The organism is Candidatus Kinetoplastibacterium sorsogonicusi (assembly GCF_003072465.1).
Classification (GTDB): Bacteria; Pseudomonadota; Gammaproteobacteria; order Burkholderiales; family Burkholderiaceae_B; genus Kinetoplastidibacterium; species Kinetoplastidibacterium kentomonadis.
Genome location: NZ_CP025628.1, coordinates 119,365 through 140,447 on the forward strand (window position 1 = coordinate 119,365; position 21,083 = coordinate 140,447).

Genomic DNA, 21,083 nt, shown 5'->3' on the forward strand with positions numbered 1-21,083 from the left:
AAATATTTTTTTGTTAATAATATAAATTATTAAGATTTTTGATAATAAAATTTTATATATTATAGACCTAATGTATCCCATATAGAGTCTATTTTATTTTTTATAAATTCACTCATATAAATTTTTTCACCCCATTTTCTATTGGTTTCTCCTGGCCATTTATTAGTTGCATCTATTCCCATTTTACTTCCAATACCTGATATTGGTGAAGCAAAATCTAAGTAATCAATAGGAGTATTTACAATTGTAGTTACATCTCTTGCAGGATCTGAACGAGTAGATATTGCCCATATTACTTCTTGCCAATTTTTTATATTTATATCATCATCTACTATAATGATAAATTTTGTATACATAAATTGTCTTAATGAACTCCAAATTCCTAACATAACTTTTGTACCCTGTCCTATATATTGTTTTTTAATAGATGCTATAGCAAGTCTATAACTACAACCTTCTGGAGGAAGATAAAAGTCAACAATTTCAGGTATTTGCATACGTAATAAAGGAATAAATAATTCATTAAGTGCTATTCCTAAAATAGCAGGTTCATCTGGTGGTTTACCTGTATATGTAGACATATAAATAGGATTTTTTCTAGTTGTAATTTTTTCAACTGTAAATACTGGAAACCATTCTTGTTCATTATAATATCCAGTATGATCTCCAAAAGGACCTTCTAAAGCAATCTCATAACTAACATTTGGAGCATTTTTATAAATATTAGCTCTTATATCAGATTTAGGTAAAATATATCCTTCCAGTACTATTTCTGATGTAGCAGGTATTAACAATTCTATGTTTTTATCTATTGCTTTTACTAGTTCGGTTTTTGATCCTCTTAATAATCCAGCAAATTGATATTCTGATATACTATCTGGAATAGGAGTTACTGCACTAATTATAGTTGCTGGATCTGCACCTATAGCAACAACAATAGGGAATGGTTTTTCTGGATGTGCAATTATATGATCTCTAAAATCTAAAGCACCTCCTCTATGATTCAACCATCTCATAATTAATTTGTTATGAGATAATAACTGTTGTCTATATATACCTATATTATTTCTTTTCTTATTCGGTCCTTTAGTCACAGTTAACCCCCAAGATATTAGGGGACCAATATCTTCAGGCCAACAAGTTTGTATTGGAATCTTATATAAATCTACATCTTTACCTTCAAAAATTATTTCTTGACATGGAGCATTTTTTATTAATGTAGGGTGCATATCCCATAAGGCATTTTTTAATAATGCAATTTTTGAAAAATTATTTTTAAAATTTGTAATTTTTTCAGGATTTTTTAAATATGCTAAAAGTTCACCCATATTTTTCAAAGATTCTAAATTCTTTAATCCCATAGATAAAATAATACGATCCAATGTACCAAATAAATTAGTTAATACTGGTATATTAGAATTAATACCATTATGTATTACATTTTTAAATAAAAGTGCAGGACCTTGTTTTTCTAAAACTCTACTAGAAATTTCTGTTAATTCTAAATATGAAGAAATTTTTTGATCAATAATTTTTAGTTCATTTTTTTTTTCTAATTTATCAATTAAATCTCTAAGACTTTTGTATTTCAATTATGATCTCCTATATATATATAACATTAAAACCAATTTAATATAGTAAGAATTGATGTGATTGCTACTATCCCAGCAGTTTCTGTTCTTAGTATTCTTGGTCCAATATTTACATCTAAAATATTATGAGTTTTAGCTATTAATTTTTCTGATTCAGTCCATCCACCTTCAGGTCCTATAATAATTGCTATATTGATATTATTTGTATTCTTATATTTATATAGTATATCTTTCATTTTATTATTTGAGCATGGTTCACAAATTATCAATAAATCATAGTTTTCTTTTTTAATAAACTCATGAAAACTTATTGGATATTCTATATTCATAATTTGATTCCTGCCACATTGTTCGCTAGCAGATATAGCAATATTTTTCCAATGATTAACATATTTTGTAGATTTTTCTGAATTAAATTTTTTAATAATTCTATTACTATTGAGTGGAATTATTTTATTAACTCCTAGTTCTGTTGCTTTTTCTACAATCAAATCCATTTTATTTTTAACAGTAATTGCTTGTACCAGTATTATTTTTCCTGGAAGTTCAGATTTATTTTGATAAAAATTTTTAACAGTTGCATATATTTTATTGTTTATTATTTTTATAATGCAATAGTAATCAATACCATTTCCATTAAATAATATACATGGATCTCCATTTTTCATTCTTAAAGCTTGTATAGAATGTAGAATAATATTTTTTGGTAATAAAATATTTGAATCATTGTTAATAGTATTTTGATAAAAAAATCTTGGTATTGACATATATAATTAAAAAATATTTATGTTATTTATTGTTAATGAATTTATAAATTCGAATAATATTTGTATTGAATATTATAGAATAAATTATTGATATATTTTTTATTATTAATAATAAATATATCAATATAAATAAGGAATTTTATTATGTTAGAAAAAGAATCTACACCTGCTGATGCTATTAGAGCATTATCTATGGATGCAGTACAAAAAGCTAAATCTGGTCATCCAGGAGCTCCTATGGGTATGGCTGAAATAGCAGAAGCATTATGGATAAATAATTTAAATCATAATCCTACAGATCCTAAATGGATTAATCGCGATCGTGTTATTTTGTCTAATGGACATGCTTCCATGCTAATATATTCCATATTACATTTAACTGGATATGATTTATCATTAGATGATTTAAAGAATTTTAGACAATTACATTCGAAAACTCCTGGACATCCTGAAGTTAATATTACACCAGGTATTGAAACTACTACTGGACCTCTAGGACAAGGATTAGCAAATGCAGTAGGTATGGCACTTGCAGAATCATTATTATCATCTGAATTTAATAAACCAAATTATGATATAGTGAATCATTACACTTACGTTTTAGTAGGTGATGGATGTTTAATGGAAGGTATATCTCATGAAGTTTGTTCTTTAGCTGGTACTTTAAAATTATCAAAACTTATTGTTTTATATGATAGTAATAATATTTCAATCGATGGTGATATAAAAAATTGGTTTAATGATAATACTGCACTACGATTTGAATCTTATGGATGGAATGTCATCAATAATGTAGATGGTCATAACATAGAACAGATAAATTCTGCAATTTTGCAAGCTAAAAAACAAATTGAAAAACCTACTATTATAATTTGTAATACTGTTATTGGAAAAGGATCCCCTAATATGTCTGGTACTAACAAAGTACATGGATCTCCATTAGGATCTTTAGAAATTACTGCTACAAAAAAAAATATAGGATGGAAAGAAGAAGAGTTTGTAATTCCTGAATATTTATATAAGCAATGTGATGTTAGACAAAAAGGTCTAAATTTGCAAAAATCTTGGCAATCTAAATTTGATACTTATCAAAAAAAATATCCTGAATTAGCTGCAGAATTTATACGTCGAATGTCTGGAAAATTTGTAGATAATTTTGATGCAAAAATTGCTTCTATTATTGATTCTATTGTAGAAAAAAAAGAAATAATAGCAACTAGAAAAGCTTCACAAAATGTAATACAAGAATTTTCTAAATTTATACCAGAATTATTAGGTGGTTCAGCTGATTTAACTAGTTCTAATTTAACAGATTGGAAAGATGTAAAACCAGTAAGATCTGGACAACATGGAATAGTAAAATTTGGTAGACATATAAATTATGGAGTTAGAGAATTTGGTATGGCTGCTATCATGAATGGAATTGCTTTGCATGGTGGATATATACCTTTTGGTGGAACATTTTTAACTTTTTCAGATTATTCTAGAAATGCTATTAGAATGTCAGCTCTAATGAGACAAAAAATTATCCATATTTTTACTCATGATTCTATTGGATTAGGAGAAGATGGACCTACACATCAATCTATAGAACATGTTTCTAGTTTACGTCTCATTCCTAATTTATCTGTATGGCGCCCTTGTGATACTTTAGAAACTGCTATTGCTTGGATTTACGCTATTCAAAGAAATAGCTTAGATAATGTTAATAATAGTGGTCCAACAGCAATTTTATTATCAAGACAAAATTTACCTTTTTTTGAAAGAGATAAAAATACAATAAAATCTATTTATCGAGGTGGATATATTTTAAAAGATGTTGATAATCCAGTAGCAATTATTATTGCTACTGGGTCTGAAGTACATCTTGCGATGGAAGCACAATTAAAACTTATGCAAGAAGGTATTAATGTAAAAGTAATATCTATGCCTAGTACAGATGTTTTTGATCAACAAGATAATAATTGGAAAGAATTAGTATTACCTAAAGAGTTACCTAAATTAGCAATAGAAGCTGGAACAAGTGCTTTTTGGCATAAATATGTAGGTTCAAATGGAGTTGTTATTGGTATAGATAGTTATGGTGAATCTGCTCCAGCTGATGTTTTATTTAAATTTTTTAATATTACTGTTGATAATATTATTAAATCTATTAAAAATATTATATAAATAATAGGAGTATATTTATGAACATCCGTGTAGCAATAAATGGATATGGTCGTATAGGAAGAAATATTTTGCGTGCTCTTTATGAGTCAAATAAAAAACATAATATTGATATAGTCGCTATCAATGACTTATCTAATAATCTCAACACAACGGCTCATTTAACTAAATTTGACAGTGTTCATGGAAAATTTAATTGTGATATCCAGATCGAAAAAAATACTTTAATTATTAATGGAGATAGAATTACAATGTTTTCAGATCGTAACCCAGAAAATATACCTTGGGGAGATCTAAAAGTAGATGTAGTTTTAGAGTGTACAGGAGCATTTACTTCCAAAGAAAAAGCAATGGTGCATATTAAAAGTGGTGCAAGAAAAGTTTTAATATCTGCACCAGGTGGTAATGATGTAGATGCAACAATAGTGTTTGGTGTAAATCATAATACTCTCAAATCAGCGCATAAAATAGTATCAAATGCTTCATGTACTACTAATTGTCTTGCTCCAATTGTAAAAATTCTTAATGATAAAATTGGTATAGAAAATGGTCTTATGACTACAATACATTCTTATACAAATGATCAGGTATTAACAGATGTTTCACATAAAGACATAAGGAGAGCCAGATCTGCAACTATGAATATGATACCTACAAAAACAGGAGCCGCTGCTGCTGTGGGGCTTATTTTGCCAGAATTAAGTGGTAAATTAGATGGTATATCTATTAGAGTCCCCACTATTAATGTTTCTTTAGTTGATTTATCTTTTATATCAAAAAATTATAGTAATACTGAAGAGATAAATAATTTTATAAAAGAAGCAGCTCATAATGAATTCAAGGGAATATTAGAATATAGTTCAGAATTATTGGTATCTTCAGATCATAATCATAATTCTTCTTCTAGCATATTTGATTCTTCTTTAACTAAAGTTTCAGGTAAACTTGTAAAAGTTTATGCATGGTATGATAATGAATGGGGATTTTCTAATAGAATGTTAGATACAACTGTTGCTATGATGCTAGCTAAATAATACATCAAATAAATTTAAAAATAATTTTTTATAGGAAATTTATGTCAATAAATAAGTTATCTAATATTATTAAATCATTAGATATATCAAATAAAAAAGTATTTGTTAGATCTGATATGAATGTACCAATTAATGAAGATGGTTCAATCTCTGATGATACTCGCATACGTGCTTCAATTCCTTGTATTAAAATGCTTTTAGATCATGGAGCAGCAGTAATGGTTACTTCTCATTTAGGAAGACCAACAGAAGGCATATATGATGAAAAATATTCGTTATATAACATATCACAGAGATTATCCAAATTAATTGGTATGGAAGTACCTCTTATAAAAAATTGGATAAACGGAGTTTCGGTAAATTCAGGTCAAGTTGTTTTATTAGAAAATTGTAGATTTAATATAGGTGAAAAAAAGAATGATGAAATTCTTTCACGTTGTATAGCATCTTTATGTGATATTTATGTTAATGATGCTTTTGGTACAGCTCATAGAAAAGAAGCAACTACTTATGGTATTGCAAATTTTGTAAATTTAGCTTGTGCTGGACCTTTATTATGTAAAGAATTGGATTCATTAGATATGATATTTAATAATCCTAAAAAACCTCTAGTAGCTATAGTTGGAGGATCTAAAGTTTCTACAAAATTATCTATTTTAAAAAATTTATCTAAGAAAGTCGATAAAATGATAGTTGGTGGAGGTATTTTAAATACATTTATGTATTCTTTAAATTTACCTACAGGTAAGTCGTTAATAGAAAAAAATTTATCAAAATCTGCTTTAGATATTATTGAAATAATGAAATTGAGAGGTGCTGATATACCAATTCCTATTGATGTAATTTGTTCTAATAATTGTAATCAAAATTCTATATCATATAATAAAAATATTGCAGATATAGGGGATGATGATATGATTTTGGATCTAGGTCCTGCATCTATACTAATATTATCTAATATAATTGAAAATGCTGGCACAATTATCTGGAATGGTCCACTAGGAGTCTTTGAATATGAACAATTTTCTAAAGGTACTGAATCAATTGCAAGATCTATTGCAAATACAGAAGCATTTTCTATTGCAGGTGGTGGTGATACATTAGCTGCTATTAATAAGTATAATATTCAAGATAAAATAGGTTATATTTCAACTGGTGGTGGGGCTTTCTTAGAATATTTGGAAGGTAAAGAGTTACCAGCTATTCAAATTTTGAAGAAAAAATTGCTATAATTTTTTATATTATTTTTGTAATTAATAACCAGAATATTGTATATGATAAAGTTATTGCAGCTGGTAAAGTAATAATCCATGCTAACAAAATGTGTCTTATTGTTTTCATTTGTAAGCCTTTTTTGTTAGCAACCATTGTACCAGCTATACCAGAAGATAAAACATGTGTTGTAGATACAGGCAAACTCATAATATTTGCTAATCCTATAGCTCCAACTGTTGTAGCTTGAGCTGCTGCACCTTGAGCATATGTCATCCCTTCTTTTCCTATTTTTTCTCCAATTGTTGAAGCAACTCGACGCCATCCTACCATTGTGCCAAGCCCTATAGATAATGCGACTGAAATTATTACCCATAAAGGAGCATATTCAGTTGTTATAGTTAAGTCGGATCTTAATTTTTCTAAATCCATTCTTTCCTGAAGAGGTAAATTTTTAATTTTGATAATATTTCTAACAGTGTCATCTAAATATAATAAATGTTTTCTAATTTCAATTCTCTTCTTTACAGGTAATACATCATATTTAATAACATTTTTTAGGGTATCTTCAACTATATTAAGTCTGTTAAATATGGAAATACTATCGTATTTAAATATTTTTTTATTTTTTTTGTTGAAATCAGTATTTAATTTGTTTTCTATTTCAAGAAAATTTTTATTTTTTAAACAAAATTCTTTCATATGCACTACAGCATTACAAGTTCTACCTATTTGATAAGATGTACTATCTAAATTTAAAACAAATTTAGATGGGACAATACAAATAAGCGTTAACATAATTAATCCAATGCCCTTTTGTCCATCATTTGAACCATGAACAAAACTAACTCCCATAGCTGATATTACTAGTACTAAACGGTTCCAAAATGGAGGTCTTTTCTTAGAAGTAGTTAATTTCCTTTGTTTAGGGGTATTATGAATTTTAGATAAAGGGTTTAATTTTTTTAAACATAAAAAAATACTACCTGCTAATACAAATCCTATTATAGGTGATGCTATAAGAGATAATCCTATATCTGTTACTATTTCCCAATTAAAACCATCTTTTATAGGAATTTTAGCTACATAAGAATTAGCAATACTAACACCTATAATAGATCCTATTAAAGTATGTGAACTTGAAGTTGGTATACCTAAATACCAAGTACCTAAATTCCATGTAATAGCGGCTAATAGCATTGAAAAAATCATCATTAATCCACTAGGGCCATTTACACTTACTACTAATTCTACTGGCAATATATGTATTATTGTATATGCAACTCCCACTCCTCCAAGTAATACCCCAAGAAAATTAAAAATTCCTGATAACATGACAGCAAGATTGGGAGGCATAGCTTTTGTATATACTACAGTAGCTACAGCATTTGCGGTATCATGAAAACCGTTTATAAATTCATAAGTAAGTATAAAAGTTAGTGCTAATATAAGACTTATTTTTGTATGGAGATCTAAGCTAGCAAATATATCAAACATTTGAATTGTAGATTAATTTTTATTGTTTAAAACTAATTATTGTTTATTAAAGAAGTTACTATATCATTAATATATGAAATTGTAATTTATTTAATATATATTTGAAATATATTATTTATGAATATTATATTCATTTCATTGATAAAATTAATATAATTTGTGGTTTAATTGTTTAGATATATTTAAATAATTAATATATTTAATATATATCATATTTATAATAATATAAAGTATTATAATAAAAATAAATTTTCAATTGATATTTTTCTTATGGAGTTTTCATGCCTTTAGTTTCTATGCGACAACTACTTGACCATGCAGCAGAGTATAATTATGCCATTCCTGCTTTTAATGTAAATAATTTAGAGCAAGTAATTGCAATTATGGAGGCAGCTAAAGAAACTGATAGTCCAGTTATTATGCAAGCTTCAGCTGGTGCACGCAAATATGCAGGTGAACTATTTTTGAAATATTTAATAAAGGCTGCCATAGAGTCTTACCCAAATATTCCTATCGTTATGCATCAAGATCATGGTCAATCATTGGAAGTTTGTATGAGTGCGATTAATTTAGGATTTTCTAGTGTGATGATGGATGGATCTTTAATGAGTGATGGTAAAACTATCTCAAGTTATGATTACAATGTGGATGTTACTAAACAAGTAGTAGATATTGCACACCCTTTAGGTATTACAGTAGAAGGAGAATTAGGTTGTTTAGGATCTTTAGAAACTATGCAAGGAGATAAAGAAGATGGCCATGGAGCAGATGGAAAGCTTGAATTAAATCAGTTATTAACTGATCCAAATCAAGCCGTCGATTTTGTAAAAGCTACTAAATTAGATGCTCTTGCAATAGCAATAGGTACTAGTCATGGAGCTTATAAATTTACGCGTAAACCTACAGGGGATATTTTATCTATTCAAAGAATTAAAGAAATTCATGAAAGATTACCTAATACTCATTTAGTAATGCATGGAAGCTCTAGTGTTCCTCAAGAAATTTTATCTAAAATACGTGAATTTGGTGGTAATATTAAAGAAACCTATGGAGTACCTGTAGAAGAAATCCAGGAAGCTATTAAGTACGGAGTTAGAAAAGTAAATATAGATACCGATATTAGATTATCTATGACAGCATCAATAAGAGAATTTTTTGTTAATCATCCTGATAAATTTGATCCACGAGAATATTTAAAAACTGCTATTAAATCAGCTAAAGAAATTTGTAAATCGCGTTATGTAGAGTTTGGAACTGCTGGTAATGCTAGTAAAATTAAACCAATTAGCTTAAATAAAATGGCAGAAAATTATAAAAATGGAATATTAATTCAAAAAATCATATGAATAATTTTTATGGTGTTTTATGCAAAATATACTATATGAATCTGATATAAAATCTTTACCTTTATTATCTAAAGGTAAAGTTCGTGATATATATTTAGTAGAAAATGATAAATTGCTAATAATTACATCAGATAGGATATCAGCTTTTGATATTATCTTAAGCGAACCTATTCCAGGCAAAGGTGTAGTATTAAAAAAAATTACTGATTTTTGGCTAAAAAAATTATCAAATATTGTAAAAAATCATTCTACAAATATTCTTCCCGAAGAAGTAGTTTCACTTAATGAAGTAGAGCAAGTTATTGATAGAGCAGTTGTCGTAAAAAAATTAAGACCTATTATGATAGAAGCTGTAGTTCGTGGATATATAATTGGATCTGGATGGAAAGAATATAATTTAAATAAATCAATTTGCGGTATTAAATTGCCAAATGATTTAAAATTAGCTGATAAATTGTCACAACCTATTTTTACTCCAGCTATTAAAGCAGAAGTAGGATATCATGATCAAAATATTGATTTTGATCATTTTATAAAAATTGTTGGTGAAGATACTGCAAATTATATTAAAAAAATCTCCTTAAATTTATATGAATCAGCATATGATTTTGCTATAAATAAAGGTATTATAATAGCGGATACAAAATTTGAGTTTGGTTTTGATGAAAGTGGTAATATTTGTCTTATGGATGAAGTTTTAACACCTGATTCATCTAGATTTTGGTTAAAAAGCGCATATAAAGTTGGAATAAATCCTTTATCTTTTGATAAGCAAGATATTAGAGATTGGCTTGAAAATTCAGGTTGGAATAAAGAAGTTCCACCACCTAAATTACCTGAATGGTTAATTAAAAAAACTTCTTCAAATTATAATGCATTATTATCTATGATAACAAATTAATGGTGAACATAATTATATGTCTAATGATAAAGTACATAATCCTATAGTTGGAGTAGTAATGGGTTCTTCAAGTGATTGGGAAATCATGAAACATGCTACTATAATATTAGAAAAATTTTCTATACCATTTAAAGCAGAAGTATTATCTGCTCATAGAATGCCTGATGATATGTTTGATTATAGTCATAAAGCATATAATAGAGGACTTCGTGCTATTATTGCAGGTGCAGGCGGTGCAGCTCATCTACCTGGTATGATAGCATCAATGACAGATGTGCCTGTATTTGGTGTTCCAATACCATCAAAATATTTAAATGGTCAAGATTCTTTATTATCTATAGTGCAAATGCCTAAAGGTATACCTGTGGCAACATTTGCAATTGGAGAATCTGGTGCTTATAATGCTGCTTTACATGTAATAGCATTTTTTTCTATGAATAATGAAAAAATCAGAAATGAATTATTAAATTTTCGAAACGAGCAAAGTGAAATTGCACGTAATATGAAGGTCCAATTGTAATATATGAGTAATCTTGATAAAAAAATAAAACCAGGTGATTGGCTAGGCATCTTAGGAGGAGGACAACTTGGAAGAATGTTTTGCCAAGCAGCACAATCTATAGGATATAAAGTAGCTGTTTTTGATCCTGCAGAAAATGGCCCAGCAATAGATATAGCTAATTTACATATACATGCTAATTATGATGATTTGATATCATTAAAAAAGTTTGCTGATTTATGTAAATCTATTACTATAGAGTTTGAAAATATTCCTTCTAATAGCTTAAAATATTTATCTAAATATTCTTTTGTTAGCCCAGGAGAAAATGCTGTTTCTATATCACAAGATAGAATTTTAGAAAAAAATTTTTTAAATTTACATAATTTTAAAACAGTTCCATATGTAATTATTAATTCAAAAGAAGATGTTATTAGAATTGATGATAAATTATTTCCTGGGATATTAAAGACATCTAAATTTGGTTATGATGGTAAAGGTCAAGTAAAAATTAAAAATAAACTTGAATTAATAAATATATATGAAAAATTTATTAATATTCCTTGTATTTTTGAGAAAGAAATAAATTTAGATTATGAGATATCTGTAATACTTGCTCGAGATATTGATTCTAATATACAAATTTTTCCAATACCAATTAATATTCATGATAATGGAATTTTATTTGCTTCTATCGTAGATGAAAAAAATCTTAATGAAAGAATAAAAAAATCTGCTAAAGATATAGCAATAGCTATATCTAATGAATTAAATTATTATGGTGTATTATGTGTAGAATTTTTTGTATCAAAAAATGGTGATATTATTGTCAATGAAATTGCTCCTAGACCTCATAATAGTGGTCATTATTCTATAGATAGTTGTATAAGTAGTCAATTTGAGCAGCAAGTTAGAATTATGTCAGGTATGCCTTTAGGATATAATAGATTATTATATCCTACAATTATGTTAAATATTCTTGGAGATATATGGTATTCTGGTGAATCTAATAAATTAATTGAACCTGATTGGTTTTCTATCATGTCAGAACCAGGTGTAAAATTACATTTATATGATAAAAAAGAAATTAAAAAAAACAGAAAAATGGGACATATAAATATTAGTTATAGTGATTTTGATTATGTATATAAAAAATCTAAAGATATTGCATCTATATTAAAATTAAAAAAATTACTTTGATAGTTATTAGACCCATGAAAATTTTCTCTAATAAGCAAATTGATCATGCAGCAAGATATCTATTAGAAGGTGGGCTTGTTGCTTTTCCTACAGAAACAGTATATGGTTTAGGAGCAAATGCTCAAAAAGAAGAATCAGTTATAAATTTATACAAAATTAAAGAAAGACCGCTAAATCATCCTATGATTGTACATATATCTAAAAAGGAAGATATATATTATTGGATAGAATCTTTACCTAAAGAAGCTGATGTTTTAATTGAAAATTTTTGGCCAGGACCTTTGACTTTAATTTTAAAAAAATCTAAATATATTAATAATATTATTAGTGCTGGTCAATCTAATATTGGATTAAGATGCCCGTCTCATCCAATAGCACATGCTTTATTAAAATCTTTTATTAAAATGAATAAAGGTTATGGTGGTGTAGTAGCTCCATCAGCAAATAAATTTGGTAGGATTTCTCCTACACATTCAAGTCATGTAATAGAAGAATTTAATTTAAATAAAGATTCTAATATATTATTATTAAATGGTGGTGATTCTTCTATTGGCATTGAATCTACAGTATTAGATTTATCTAATTTGAATGAATATGGTGAACGTATTCCAGTATTATTACGACCAGGGTATATTACTATAGAACAGATATCTAATATCTTAAATTGTAATATTAGTAGAAATAATAAAAATAATGTTAAATATTCAGGAATGATGAAATCTCATTATGCTCCTAGAACGAAATTAAAAATCTTGCCATACTATTTATTAAAAGATATGCATAATAATGATATTCATAATAAAAATATAGCTATTATTCATTTTTCAAATTTACATTATAATTCTAACTCCAGCCTTACACTTTATAAAATATCTAATAATCCTAATGAATTTGCAAAAAAAATTTATTCTCAATTACGCTATATAGATTCTATAAAATATGATTTAATTATCATTGAAGAACCTCCTAAAGATATTTATTGGGAAGCAATTAATGATCGAATTAATAGAGCAGCATCATAAATTTAAATTTTATTTATGGTCTCACCGAGTGGAATCGAACCACTGATTGATTCTTAGGAGGAATCTGTTATATCCATTTAACTACGGTGAGCAATATCTGTTTTATTATTGAAATATGAAAAAAATTAATAATTACCAATATTTAGAATTATACGAAATTTTCAAATTTGAATCTAAAGAAACTTTAATTTTAGTTAGTAATAATTTTATTAAAAATAAAACATATGAAGAATTTATATTCTATTCTAAAAAAATTGATAAACCAATAAAATTATATAAAATATTAACATTAAAAGATTGGATATATGATTTATATTATGAATATAATATAAAAATATCTTCTAAAAATGTAAATTCAAAAAAAATACTCAATGATGTTGAAGAAAATTTAATTTGGCAAGAAATACTTTTATCAAAACAAAAATCTAAATATTTCAAATTACTCGAAACCTTTGCTAAAGAATCATATGATATAATCAACGAATGGAATTTAAATATAGAATATCTAGAAAATAATCAGAAATATAATATTTTTCTAGAAAAACTAAAAAAATATAGAAAATATTTAAAAAATAATGAATTAGAAGATTTTGATATATTATTTCAAAAAATATTAATAGCATTATCAAAATTTGAAATTTTACTACCATTCAATATAATTTTAATAGGTTTTTTTCAATTTTCTCCTAGATTGAATTGCTTTTTAAATTCATTATCTATAAATAATACTAATATATATATTGTTACTCATAGTAAAAATTTAAAATATTACCGTAAATATATTGCTATTGATTTTGAAGATGAATGGTCTACTGCAATTAAATGGGTATCAAATAATTTATTAGAAAATTCTAAAAAAAAATTTGCCATTGTATCATCTAATATTGATAAAAATATAAATTTAATTAATAGATTATTAAATAGTTATTCGATTAATAATGTATATATTTCTTTATCAAAATCTTTATTTTTTTTTGATTTTGTTAAAGCTGCTATTTTTTGGTTAAAAGCTATACATAGATCAGTTTATTATAATCAGCATAAACCATCTTTGTATGGTAAGGCTTTATTATCTGGATGTTATTTTAATAATAAAAAAGATTTTTATAATTATTCTCTGTTAGATATTGAATTTAGAACCTTAACAAATGATAATCTTAGTAAAAAAGAACTATTAGTATATATAGATAAATATGGATCTTTAAAAAAAAACCTTGTTTCAGCTTTCAAGATATGGAAAGCTGTTAAAAATCATACAAAGCTCGATAATTGGATCAAAACAATTATAGAAGTTTTAAAAGCTATAGGCTTTCCAGGAGAGCAATCAAATGAATACTTCATTCAAATACAAATAAATCAGTTATTAAATAATTTATTTATATTATCAAATATAAAAGGTATTATAAACGGAGATGAATTAATTGATATTTTAGAAAATGTATCTAAAAAAATATATACAAAAAATGATAATTATATAAGAAAAACAAATTTTTATATTCTTGATCCATCAGAATGTATAGATATTAGTTGGGATGGTGTATGGTATATAAATTTACCTATTGAATCAAAAAATCCATTTTTACCTGATAATTTTTATAATAAGTTATTATCAGAAAATATATTATATGAAAAAATTAAAAATTCTACAGAAATTTTAATAATAAGTTTTTGTAAAACAAATGAAATTATCAAAAATAAAACATTAACTTTTATAGACAATATAAAATTTTTAGAAAATAATTTTTCAAATTTTAAGAACAAGTCACAAGATATAAATATAGAATATTTCAAAGATGATAAAGGCCCTGAAATTGATAATAATACTACTTTTAGTGGAGGAATTGATATATTAGAATTACAAGCTCGTAATCCACAGTGGGCATTTGTTAAATATAGATTAAAGGCTAACAAAATTAAAAATTATAATAATAATAATTATGCTTATATTAGAGGCAAAATAATACATAAATCATTAGAATTATTTTGGTCTATAGTAAAAAATCAATTTTCTTTAAAAAAAATTATTGAAAATAATAAATTACATAATATATTAAAAGCTATTATCAAAAAGTCAATAAAATTAGAATTTTTTAATTATAATAAAAAATTAATTGAATTAGAAAAATATCGTTCTTTTAATTTATTGTATAAATGGCTATTATTTGAAACAAATAGACCTAATTTTGCTATATCATCCTTAGAAAAAAAATTTACTTTTTTTAAAGGAAGATTACAAATTAATATAATTGTAGATAGAGTAGATGAAATTGATGATAATAAATTTATTATAATTGATTACAAAACAGGAAAAATTTTTAATTATAAATTAGAGGATTGGTTTAGTAAAAAATTAAGAAATTTACAATTACCAATTTACTCTGCTTTACTAAATAATTTAAATTTTAATGGCTCTATAAATGGATTTGTTATTGCACATATTTATCCTTTTAATTTCAAATATTATGGTCTTTCTAAATTAAATCTATTTATTGATGGTATACATATTTTGCCAAATGATATTATTAAAAATAATATTTCTTGGGAAGAAATAAATAAGATATGGAATAAATCATTACAAATATTAACTGATGATTTTATTAATGGTTATGCTAATAACAATTTTAGCAATATTGAAGACATAAAATTTTGTGATATATTACCATTTTTGCGCTCTAATTTAGTATAAAATGTTAAAAACATATAATCTTGATCAGATATTGGATATTGATAATAGAAATCACTCTTTAGATGTATATAAATCATTTTTAATACAGGCGCCTGCTGGTTCTGGAAAAACTGAATTATTAGTAAATAGAATTTTGTCTTTATTAACTATAGTAAATACGCCTGAGGAAATATTAGCTATTACTTTTACTAAAAAAGCAGCATCTGAAATGCATGAACGTATCATTTTCAAACTAAATCAAGCAGCAAGTCAATATGATAGTTCTAATTTGGCATTTAAAGTTTTACAAAGATCAAAAATTTTAAATTGGGATTTATTAAATAATACAAGCAAATTATCAATAAAAACTTTTGATGCATTTTGTGTAGATATTTTATCTAAATTACAAATCTATTTCGAAAGTAATTTTCACATTAAAATTACTAATTATCCTGATAAATATTATGTTCAAGTAGCTAATTCTATATTAAATATGATAGATCAGAAAGCGTCTATTAGAAAATTATTATTACATATAGATTTAAATTTATCATTATTTAAGCATCATATTATTTATATGCTAAAAACAAGAGATCAATGGATTTCTTTGATAAAAAATGGATATAAAAAAAATTTATTAAAAAGTTCTTTCATAAAAAGTATCGAATTAGATTTATGTTTTATTAAACATAATATATGTGATATGGATATTAAAGTAAAAGAAGCTATTACATCAGCAGCTAATTATTTAAAAAATAATGTAAATAATCCTTTAGAGAATTTTATTAATTGGAATGGTGAATTTAAAACTACTATAAATGATTTACCTTTTTGGAAAAGTTTTGCTTTTTTGATATTAACAGAAGCTAATAAGATTCGTAGTGCTTCAGGAGTTAATAAAAAGCTAGGGTTTCCTTCTGATTCTTTACATAAATCAATTTTTGTAGAATGGTTAAAAAAAATTGATAAAAACTCTCCTTGGATATTTAGATTAATTTTAATTAGGGATATATTAGAAAACAATTTTCATTTTAATAAAACTGATTATTTAGATTACCAATTTGAAGTATTAAAAATAGCTATTCAGAAATTAAAATTTTATTTTCAAAAATACGGAGAAATTGATTTTATAGAGATAGAAGAATTAACATATTCTTATTTAAAAAATTTATTTAATAAAAAAAATTCTAATAATAATATTTTTATAAAAAAATATTTAAATATATCTCATATATTAATAGATGAATTTCAAGATACAAGTCATAATCAACTAAATTTATTAGAAACATTAACTTTAGAATGGAAAGTTAATGATAAAAAAACTTTATTTTTAGTAGGTGATCCAAATCAATCTATTTATAAATTTCGTAATGCAGATGTAAGTATATTTTCGTATGTAAAAAATAATGGGATAAATAAGATTAAATTGATTCATCTTAAATTAAATTTAAATTTTCGTTCAAACAAATTTTTAATTGAATGGATTAATAATTGTTTTAAAAAATTAATGCCTAATAATGATAGTACATTAGGGCAATTTTTATATGAAAAATCTATTTCATATAAAGAATATGGTGATAATAATCATGTTAAATTTTTGCCTAATATTATTAAAAACAATAATACTCTAGAAAATACACAATCTGAAAATATAGTTATTAATTTAATACGTAAAATTATAAAATCTAAGCAAAGAAACAATTCAACTGTATTATTAGTAAGATCACGTAATCATGTTTTAAATTTAATTAAACGTTTTGATAAAGAAAATATTCCATATCAAGCAATTGATATTATTCCTTTAAATAGCAAAGCAGTAATTTCTGACTTACTCCAAATAATAAAAGCTATACTTCATCCTAGTGATAGATTAGCATGGCTGTCATTATTAAGATCTCCTTTTTGCGGTTTAAGTTTAAATACTCTACATAAATTATTTGGCATATATGATGATTTATCAATACCATATATAATGAAATTTATTGTTTTAAAAGGAGATTGGTTTTTTATACAAAATGACAATAATTTGTTAAAGATGTGTATATGTGATATTAACAAAATAGAAATAGAAACATATTGTCAATGTCAAAGTCAAGGTATTCTATTAGATGAATATTTGCGTATTAAGCACATTGCAAATGCTATGATAAAAAATGAATTTAGTTATAACTCTTTTACATATGAATTAATGAAAATTTGGAATCAATTGGGAGGTCAATATGCTTATTTTAATGATACAACTCAAGATGTTCAGAATTTTTTTCAAATTATAGATGAAACTACTACAGATAATAATATTGATATAGATTTAATAGAAGAGCAAATAAAAAATAGTTATTCATCAATAATTAAAAAAAATAATAATGAATTTTATATAGAAATAATGACTATACATAAATCTAAAGGATTAGAATTTGATAATGTTATACTATATGATATTCATAAAACATCTATAAATGATAGAGAACCTTTGTTTAGGTTTGATAAAAATTATTATGATAATTTAACATTGTTTAGTTCTATTAAAAGTATTGATGATAAATATCAAAATCCGATATTTTTATATTTAAAAAAAAGAGATGAAATAAAATATCAATATGAACTTAATAGATTAGTATATGTAGCATGCACAAGATCTAAAAATAGTATATATTTTATAGGAAATATATACTATGATAAAAATAACAAAATTAAAAAACCAAATAAAAAAAGTTTTTTATATATTTTATGGGAAAGTTTAGAACATTATCAATATTTTTTAGATGATAATAATTATTATAAAATTGATGATAAATATGAAGATAATTCATACATATCAAGATTTAGTATTGAATCTATAAAATATTTAATGCAAAAAAATGAAGATATTTTTTTTAAAAACAATAATATTTTCATGAATGAAAATTTATTTAATATAGAAATAGATTCTATAACTCATAAATGGTTGCACATTATAGAACAAAATCCTGAAATGTGGAATATATTAAAAATTGAATCTTTATATCAAAATATACAAAAAGACTTAATTCGGAGTAATATATTTTCAGCAAATGATTTAGATAATAATACTTGTTTAATTACTAAAATAATGTCTAATACAATAAATAATAAATATTGGAAACAATTATTAACAAATTTTAAATTTTTAAATAATATTTCATTTTTGCATCATACAGGAAAATTAATAAAAATAGATATTTTATTATATAAAGAAAATAATGAATTACTGATAATTAATTATCACATAACTCACTTTATTGAAAAATTAGATCTAAAATCTTTGCAAAAAGAAATTGATAAAAAAAATAAATCAGAATTCTTTGATTATTATAAAGTAGTAAAAGAGTTATATAAACAATATAGCGTAAAATTTGCAATATTTATTCCAACTTTTAATATTTGGATAAAACTATAAATAAATATTATTGGTTTATATTAAAATTTCTGTTAAAATTATGTATGATGAGCATCTTCTCATGATTCTACGATGAACCTGGTCAGATTGGGAACAAAGCAGCCATAATCTTATGAATTAGTGATGAAGTATGGCTCATCTTATATTTTATATTTCTTCAAATAAGTTTTAGATTTTTTCTTCTATTTTTCCGAGATGAATTATTTAGCATTAGCTAGAAAATGGCGTCCTCGCTTTTTTAATCAAGTGATTGGTCAACAACATGTTGTTCAAGCACTAACAAATTCTTTAATACTTAAGAAAATCCATCATGCTTGGCTGTTTAGTGGGACAAGAGGTGTAGGAAAAACTAGTTTTGCTAGAATATTAGCTAAATCTTTAAATTGTGAAATTGATATTAGTCCAATTCCATGTGGAAAATGCCGTTCTTGTATAGAAATTGATGCAGGTTGTTTTATAGATTATATAGAATTAGATGCTGCATCGAACCGTGGAGTTGAAGAAATGACTAAGTTATTAGATAACATTACTTATTTGCCTAGTATTGGTCGTTATAAAATATATGTAATAGATGAAGTTCATATGTTAAGTGGTCATGCATTTAATGCAATGTTAAAAATTTTAGAAGAACCACCTGAATATGTAAAATTTATATTAGCTACTACTGAAATTAATAAAATACCTATTACTATATTGTCTAGATGTTTACAATTTAATCTTAAAAAAATTCCTATTAAATTAATATTTAATTTTTTATCTAAAATTTTTAATAATGAGTCTATTCTATACGAATCAGAGTCATTAGAAATTATTTCAAAAAATGCTAATGGTTCATTGAGAGATGCATTATCTATATCTGATCAAATAATATCATATGCTGGTACAAATAAGGTAACAAAAGAAATGGTATATGATTTATTGGGAATTGCTGAAGATGAAGTTATAGTTAAGATATTAAAATTTATTTTATCAAATGACCTTAAATCAATTTTAAATTTATGTGATGAAATTAATGTTAGATCTCTTTCATTTAATGTAATATTGTCTAATTTTTTAATTTTAATAACTAAAATAGCTATTTTTAAAGAAACATCTTCAAATTTTGAAGATAGCATTTTTTCAATAGAAGATTTGAAATTATTTGCAAATAATATGCATAATGATTTAATACAGTTATTTTATGCTATTTTAATTAATAGTATAGATGAATTGAAATTTGCTCCTACTGAATATTCTGGGTTTATTATGATATGTTTAAGATTGCTATCTATATTAAAAGAAAATAATCAGAATCAATTAGAAAATGATTTAAGTATAAAATCTTTAAATAATGAACATAATATTAATTCAGGTATAGAAGAAAAAAATATTAATGAATTATCTATTAACAATTGGCCTAATATAATTAATAATTTAAATTTAGATGGTTTATCTTTAGAATTAGCTAAACAAAGTGAATTTATTAGTTTCCAAAATGAAATTATTAATATAATGACAGAAATGAAAACCTTTGTTAATAAAGAATCTATTGCAAAATTAGAATTAGCATTAAATCAATATTTTAATGCTAATATTACTTTAAAGGTCAGCTTTGGAAAAACACAAATGACTTCATTTTTGCTTCAAAAAAAAAATGAAAATGATTTATTAAAAAAAGCTGAAAAATCTATTTTAGAAGATGATTATGTTCAAAATTTAATTTTGAAATTAGATAGTAAAATAGTTGACAATAGTATCAAAAATATAAAAAATTAACATTATTTAATA

14 protein-coding genes, 1 tRNA gene and 1 other RNA gene are annotated in these 21,083 nt (G+C 24.6%); 12 read left to right on the top strand and 4 right to left on the bottom strand.

Annotated features, from left to right (window positions below; all coding sequences use genetic code 11):
• Positions 1-59: 59 nt before the first annotated feature.
• Together CKSOR_RS00625 and CKSOR_RS00630 are read right to left on the bottom strand one after the other, a co-directional pair.
• Positions 60-1,592: a UbiD family decarboxylase gene (locus tag CKSOR_RS00625; RefSeq protein ID WP_108673683.1), complete on the bottom strand. Its 1,533-nt coding sequence runs from the start codon at positions 1,590-1,592 to the stop codon at positions 60-62.
• Between the two features lie 26 nt (positions 1,593-1,618).
• Entirely contained in the window at positions 1,619-2,359 is a 741-nt protein-coding gene (locus CKSOR_RS00630; RefSeq protein ID WP_108673684.1) for a 16S rRNA (uracil(1498)-N(3))-methyltransferase, read from the bottom strand.
• A 144-nt stretch (positions 2,360-2,503) separates the two neighbouring features.
• Here CKSOR_RS00630 and tkt point away from each other — a divergent pair, with 144 nt between their 5' ends.
• From tkt to CKSOR_RS00645, 3 genes are read left to right on the top strand one after another with little or no spacing between them, the layout of a single operon-like run.
• Positions 2,504-4,528 carry a transketolase gene (gene tkt / locus CKSOR_RS00635; RefSeq protein WP_108673685.1) on the top strand — a complete coding sequence of 675 codons (2,025 nt, stop codon included), beginning with the start codon at positions 2,504-2,506 and terminating at the stop codon, positions 4,526-4,528.
• A 17-nt stretch (positions 4,529-4,545) separates the two neighbouring features.
• Positions 4,546-5,559 carry a type I glyceraldehyde-3-phosphate dehydrogenase gene (gene gap / locus CKSOR_RS00640; RefSeq protein ID WP_108673686.1) on the top strand — a complete coding sequence of 338 codons (1,014 nt, stop codon included), beginning with the start codon at positions 4,546-4,548 and terminating at the stop codon, positions 5,557-5,559.
• Positions 5,560-5,600: 41 nt separating this feature from the next.
• Entirely contained in the window at positions 5,601-6,791 is a 1,191-nt protein-coding gene (locus CKSOR_RS00645) for a phosphoglycerate kinase (RefSeq protein WP_108673687.1), read from the top strand.
• Positions 6,792-6,795: 4 nt separating this feature from the next.
• On the opposite strand, the gene CKSOR_RS00650 is transcribed toward CKSOR_RS00645, so the two are convergent.
• Positions 6,796-8,268 carry an inorganic phosphate transporter gene (locus tag CKSOR_RS00650; RefSeq protein ID WP_108673688.1) on the bottom strand — a complete coding sequence of 491 codons (1,473 nt, stop codon included), beginning with the start codon at positions 8,266-8,268 and terminating at the stop codon, positions 6,796-6,798.
• Between the two features lie 281 nt (positions 8,269-8,549).
• Here CKSOR_RS00650 and fba point away from each other — a divergent pair, with 281 nt between their 5' ends.
• The 5 genes from fba to CKSOR_RS00675 are packed head-to-tail and all read left to right on the top strand — an operon-like array spanning position 8,550 to position 13,236.
• Positions 8,550-9,614 (top strand): class II fructose-bisphosphate aldolase, encoded by a 1,065-nt coding sequence (gene fba / locus CKSOR_RS00655; protein ID WP_108673689.1) that lies wholly within the window; start codon positions 8,550-8,552, stop codon positions 9,612-9,614.
• A 19-nt stretch (positions 9,615-9,633) separates the two neighbouring features.
• On the top strand, positions 9,634-10,515 hold the full coding sequence (locus CKSOR_RS00660) for a phosphoribosylaminoimidazolesuccinocarboxamide synthase (RefSeq protein WP_108673690.1): 882 nt from the start codon (positions 9,634-9,636) through the stop codon (positions 10,513-10,515).
• Positions 10,516-10,531: 16 nt separating this feature from the next.
• A complete protein-coding gene (gene purE / locus CKSOR_RS00665; RefSeq protein WP_108673691.1) occupies positions 10,532-11,035 on the top strand; it encodes a 5-(carboxyamino)imidazole ribonucleotide mutase in 504 nt (167 codons plus the stop codon).
• 3 nt (positions 11,036-11,038) lie between these two features.
• Positions 11,039-12,214 carry a 5-(carboxyamino)imidazole ribonucleotide synthase gene (locus CKSOR_RS00670; protein WP_108673692.1) on the top strand — a complete coding sequence of 392 codons (1,176 nt, stop codon included), beginning with the start codon at positions 11,039-11,041 and terminating at the stop codon, positions 12,212-12,214.
• A 14-nt stretch (positions 12,215-12,228) separates the two neighbouring features.
• On the top strand, positions 12,229-13,236 hold the full coding sequence (locus CKSOR_RS00675) for an L-threonylcarbamoyladenylate synthase (RefSeq protein ID WP_108673693.1): 1,008 nt from the start codon (positions 12,229-12,231) through the stop codon (positions 13,234-13,236).
• 16 nt (positions 13,237-13,252) lie between these two features.
• Here CKSOR_RS00675 and CKSOR_RS00680 read toward each other — a convergent pair.
• Positions 13,253-13,327: transfer RNA gene (locus CKSOR_RS00680), tRNA-Arg, on the bottom strand.
• A 24-nt stretch (positions 13,328-13,351) separates the two neighbouring features.
• Here CKSOR_RS00680 and CKSOR_RS00685 point away from each other — a divergent pair.
• The 4 genes from CKSOR_RS00685 to dnaX all read left to right on the top strand — a co-directional run bounded on the left by CKSOR_RS00685 (position 13,352) and on the right by dnaX (position 21,071).
• Complete coding sequence (locus CKSOR_RS00685) at positions 13,352-15,922, top strand: PD-(D/E)XK nuclease family protein (protein ID WP_108673694.1); 2,571 nt, start codon at positions 13,352-13,354, stop codon at positions 15,920-15,922.
• Between the two features lies 1 nt (position 15,923).
• Positions 15,924-19,316, top strand: coding sequence for a UvrD-helicase domain-containing protein (locus CKSOR_RS00690; RefSeq protein WP_108673695.1), 3,393 nt, complete (start codon positions 15,924-15,926; stop codon positions 19,314-19,316).
• A 46-nt stretch (positions 19,317-19,362) separates the two neighbouring features.
• Positions 19,363-19,459, top strand: an RNA gene (gene ffs / locus CKSOR_RS00695) — signal recognition particle sRNA small type.
• A gap of 52 nt (positions 19,460-19,511) precedes the next feature.
• A complete protein-coding gene (gene dnaX, locus CKSOR_RS00700) occupies positions 19,512-21,071 on the top strand; it encodes a DNA polymerase III subunit gamma/tau (RefSeq protein ID WP_108673696.1) in 1,560 nt (519 codons plus the stop codon).
• Positions 21,072-21,083: the final 12 nt, after the last annotated feature.

Coding starts and splice junctions, on each gene's coding strand:
- CKSOR_RS00630 (WP_108673684.1), bottom strand. CDS start 2,359: ATGTCAATACCAAGATTTTTTTATCAAAATACTATTAACAATGATTCA.
- tkt (WP_108673685.1), top strand. CDS start 2,504: ATGTTAGAAAAAGAATCTACACCTGCTGATGCTATTAGAGCATTATCT.
- gap (WP_108673686.1), top strand. CDS start 4,546: ATGAACATCCGTGTAGCAATAAATGGATATGGTCGTATAGGAAGAAAT.
- CKSOR_RS00645 (WP_108673687.1), top strand. CDS start 5,601: ATGTCAATAAATAAGTTATCTAATATTATTAAATCATTAGATATATCA.
- CKSOR_RS00650 (WP_108673688.1), bottom strand. CDS start 8,268: ATGTTTGATATATTTGCTAGCTTAGATCTCCATACAAAAATAAGTCTT.
- fba (WP_108673689.1), top strand. CDS start 8,550: ATGCCTTTAGTTTCTATGCGACAACTACTTGACCATGCAGCAGAGTAT.
- CKSOR_RS00660 (WP_108673690.1), top strand. CDS start 9,634: ATGCAAAATATACTATATGAATCTGATATAAAATCTTTACCTTTATTA.
- purE (WP_108673691.1), top strand. CDS start 10,532: ATGTCTAATGATAAAGTACATAATCCTATAGTTGGAGTAGTAATGGGT.
- CKSOR_RS00670 (WP_108673692.1), top strand. CDS start 11,039: ATGAGTAATCTTGATAAAAAAATAAAACCAGGTGATTGGCTAGGCATC.
- CKSOR_RS00675 (WP_108673693.1), top strand. CDS start 12,229: ATGAAAATTTTCTCTAATAAGCAAATTGATCATGCAGCAAGATATCTA.
- CKSOR_RS00685 (WP_108673694.1), top strand. CDS start 13,352: ATGAAAAAAATTAATAATTACCAATATTTAGAATTATACGAAATTTTC.
- CKSOR_RS00690 (WP_108673695.1), top strand. CDS start 15,924: ATGTTAAAAACATATAATCTTGATCAGATATTGGATATTGATAATAGA.
- dnaX (WP_108673696.1), top strand. CDS start 19,512: ATGAATTATTTAGCATTAGCTAGAAAATGGCGTCCTCGCTTTTTTAAT.